Origin of the sequence: Flavobacterium araucananum (assembly GCF_002222055.1) — a bacterium.
GTDB lineage: Bacteria > Bacteroidota > Bacteroidia > Flavobacteriales > Flavobacteriaceae > Flavobacterium > Flavobacterium araucananum.
On the sequence record NZ_MUGS01000099.1, the window covers coordinates 1 to 3758 of the forward strand.

Here is a 3758-nt window from a genome sequence, read left to right on the forward strand (position 1 = left end):
AAAGCCTGGTATAATTCTGAAGTTGTTTTAGGACGAAAAGCATTTCTAACATTTGGTCTGTTAAAAGCGATTCTTGCAACTCCGTTGCATTTTTTGTACGTTATATCTTCAAATTCTCTGGCAGTTATCCAATCCATTTCTATTTGTTTTATTTTAAATAATTATAGCGTAAAAATAAAGCATTTTTATATTTTTACCTACTCAATTTAATTTAAGTCTGTGAGAAAATGACTTCTAATGTTAACAATTGCAATGTCTGTACAAAAAATAACATTTTTTAACATTTGGTTTAAAAATTAATAAGTAATTTTACACCCTAGAAATCAATGAGATACATTTTATTTCACTGATTTAAGATTGATTTTCTTTCACTGATTTATTAACCTAAAAAATGATTTTTTTGAGAAAATTTAAAAAATTTGTCGCTCATTTTTATATGGTTTTTATTAGTAAACCCTTAAATAATGAGCAAATGATATATTCATTTGTTGAAACTTCGAAAAGGAGACTGTAACACCTAAGGTTAAATGCTGGAATTGTTTAGTAATTAGTATCAAAATGATTACGAAAAGAGGAAAAAATGCTAACTAAAACTTTCTACAAGTTATTTTATCAAACCAAATGGACTAGCCGTGAAATTGATTTTTCGATTCTGAATATAAATGTATAGATTGTTTAAAGACATACCTAATCACGAAGTAATTTCTAAAATTCTTAAAGTTTTTATTTTTTGATTGGATTCGAATTTATTTTATTTCTGTTTTTTTTTAATTACAATTTTTTTTAAAACTAGAATAAAAAGGGAAAGGCTGCTTGTAATGAGCAGCCTTTCTTGTTATAATAGAATTTTAAAGAAGTTATTCTTTTACAAGATAAATTCCGTCTTCTTTAATTTCTATGAGTTTGTCTTTGTACAAAGCACCAATTGCTTTTTTGAAAGTCTTTTTACTCATTTTTAATACCGTTTTTATATCTTCCGGATGTGATGCGTCGTTAAGGCGTAAAAAACCGCGATTGGCTCTTAACTCGTCCAAAATTTTCTCTGCATTTGGCTCAATACTCTGGTATCCCTGTACTTGCAGTGCAACATCTATTTTATTATCAGGACGAATGTTTTTGATAAATCCAATCATTCTGTCACCGGTTCTAATCGCATCATCATAAACTTCATCTTTGTACAACAATCCTTTGTGTTGCTCATTGATGATAACGTTAATTCCCAATTCGGTAATATGCGAAACGATCAAATCAACTTCTTCGCCTTTTTCAACCGTTAAGTTCTCATTGCTTAAAAATTGGTTCAATTTACTTGAAGCAACCAAACGATTGGTCTTCTCGTCCATATAAAGGTAAACGAGGTAACGTTTTCCTTTTTCCATTGGGCGGGCTTGTTCTTTAAACGGAACAAGAATATCTTTTTCCATTCCCCAATCCATAAAAGCACCAACCTGATTGATATAATTTACTCTTAAAAGTGCAAATTCATTCAATAAAATATAAGGCTCAAGTGTTGTAGAAACAGGGCGCTGTTCGTGGTCTAAGTAAACAAAGACAATAAGTTCTTCGCCTATTTCAAATTCGTTGGGTACGTATTTATTTGGTAATAATATATCGTGAATTCCTTCAGGATCTTCTTCAGGATTTCCTAAAAATAAACCAACTTTGGTATCACGTAATATGGTAAGGGTGTTGTATTTTCCTATTTCAATCATTATAATAAGGTTCTAAGCTATAAAGTAGCTGAGTTTTTAAAGTGCAAATGTACGAAGTTTGAAAATGGTACAACGAAAAATGTTTTAGATAAAAACCAAGATACATCCTCTTTTTCAAATTTATTCTTTTTTTAATGTTTTAACGTTTATATTTAACGCATTAGGAACATAAATTGGAAGATGCTTTTGGGAAGGTTTTGAAAAAAACGATTTTCATTTTTTTTTAATTAAATTTGAGAATCAAAAAAACTCCAAATCAATGAAAAAGACCCTTTTTTATTCTGTTTTTACTTTTCTGTTTTTTACTCAAATAGCTATCTCACAAGTTGTTGAAGATCCGGAAATAAAAAAAATGATTACCGAAATTAAAGCCGAAAACCTGGAAGCAACTGTTCGAAAACTTGTTTCTTTTGGTACCAGACATACTTTAAGCGATACTAAAAGTAAGACTAAAGGTGTTGGTGCTGCGCAACAATGGGTAAAATCTGAATTTGATAAATATGCACTGGAATCTAACGGTAGATTAACGTCTGAGATTGATTATTTTACGGTTAAAGCTGATGGAAAACGTATTGCAAAAGACAGCCAGCTTGGCAATGTAATGGCAACCTTAAAAGGAACGGACCCCAATGATAATCGTGTGCTTGTGATAAGCGGACATCTTGATTCGAGGGTATCTGATGTTATGAATGTGAAGTCTGATGCTCCCGGTGCAAATGATGACGGATCGGGTGTTGCTGCGGTAATTGAACTGGCAAAAGTTATGAGCAAAAGAGCATTTCCCGCAACAATAATTTTTGTGGCGGTAACGGGCGAAGAACAAGGACTTTATGGCGCGCGTCATCTGGCGGAGTTAGCCAAAGCTGCAAATTGGAATATTATTGCTATGCTGAATAATGATATGATTGGCAATAGTTTATCGAGCGGAACTAATTTGAGGGACAATACGCAAATCAGAATCTTTAGCGAAACAATTCCGTTTTTAGAAACTGAAGACGAGGCTAAAATGCGAAAATCAACGAGTCGTGATAATGACAGTCCGTCGCGATTATTGGCACGTTATATTAAAACAGTTACAGAACAATATGTAGATCAGCTAAAGGTAAAATTGGTGTATAGAAATGATCGTTTTTTACGTGGCGGCGATCATACTCCGTTTAGCCAAAATGGCTTTACTGCGGTTCGTTTTTGCGAAATGAATGAAAATTTTGACCACCAACATCAGGATCTCAGAACTGAAAAAGGTATTAAATATGGTGATCTTATCGAATTTATGGATTTTGATTATCTAAGAAAAAATACCTGTTCTAATCTGGCTACTTTGGCCAACTTAGCATGGTCACCAAAAGCACCAACAAATGTAGGTATCGAAGTAAAAAATCTTTCAAACTCTTCTGCATTTTCATGGAATGCACCAGACGAAAAAGTCCAATATGGCTATCAGATTTTAATGAGAGAAACTTCATCAGCTCATTGGGAAAAGACATTTTTTGTAAAAGATACTAAGGCAGAAATTCCTTATTCTAAAGACAATTACTTTTTTGCCATACAAACAGTAGATGCCCTGGGTCATGCAAGTTTACCCGTTTTTCCGGTTCCAATTCGTTAAAAAAATATTCAAAAAAAAAGCGCCGGATTGGCGCTTTTCTTTTCAATTTGAATCTTGTTTATTTGTAAACGCTTTCTTTTTTAAAATGCAGCGTTAATAAATAATAGACAACTACGCGGTATTTATTGCGGTTCGATTTGCCATATTTTTCCAGAACTTCGTCTATTGCCGTGTATAAAGCCGGAGAATCAGGCACACCTAACTTTTTTACTAAAAAACTATTCTTTACGGTATCTAACTCAGATTGCTGACTTCCGGCAACGATAGAGGCATCCGGATTATAGATTGATGGCCCGCAACCAATGGTTACTTTGGTCAATAAATCTATATTGGGTGTTACTCCGCATTTTTCTTTCAGGTCTTCAGCATACTTTTTAATTAATTCTTCTCTTGTGCTCATAATAAAATTTAATTAGATTTATAAAAACCAAAATTAA

Annotated in this window: 3 protein-coding genes and 1 pseudogene; 1 reads left to right on the top strand and 3 read right to left on the bottom strand. The window is 32.7% G+C overall.

What is annotated here, in order from left to right:
- Window positions 1-137 (bottom strand): annotated as a pseudogene (locus tag B0A64_RS25660) (1,4-dihydroxy-2-naphthoyl-CoA synthase); the annotation flags it as partial.
- A 720-nt stretch (window positions 138-857) separates the two neighbouring features.
- The gene (locus B0A64_RS24215) at window positions 858-1712 is read right to left on the bottom strand and encodes a CvfB family protein (RefSeq protein WP_056253590.1); all 855 of its coding nucleotides are present in this window, start codon (window positions 1710-1712) and stop codon (window positions 858-860) included.
- Window positions 1713-1971: 259 nt separating this feature from the next.
- Between B0A64_RS24215 and B0A64_RS24220 the strand changes: the two genes are divergently transcribed.
- Window positions 1972-3321 (top strand): M28 family metallopeptidase, encoded by a 1350-nt coding sequence (locus tag B0A64_RS24220; RefSeq protein ID WP_089482015.1) that lies wholly within the window; start codon window positions 1972-1974, stop codon window positions 3319-3321.
- A gap of 58 nt (window positions 3322-3379) precedes the next feature.
- Here the strand turns inward: B0A64_RS24220 and B0A64_RS24225 are convergent, their stop codons facing one another.
- Window positions 3380-3721 (bottom strand): DUF2853 family protein, encoded by a 342-nt coding sequence (locus tag B0A64_RS24225; protein ID WP_089482016.1) that lies wholly within the window; start codon window positions 3719-3721, stop codon window positions 3380-3382.
- Window positions 3722-3758: the final 37 nt, after the last annotated feature.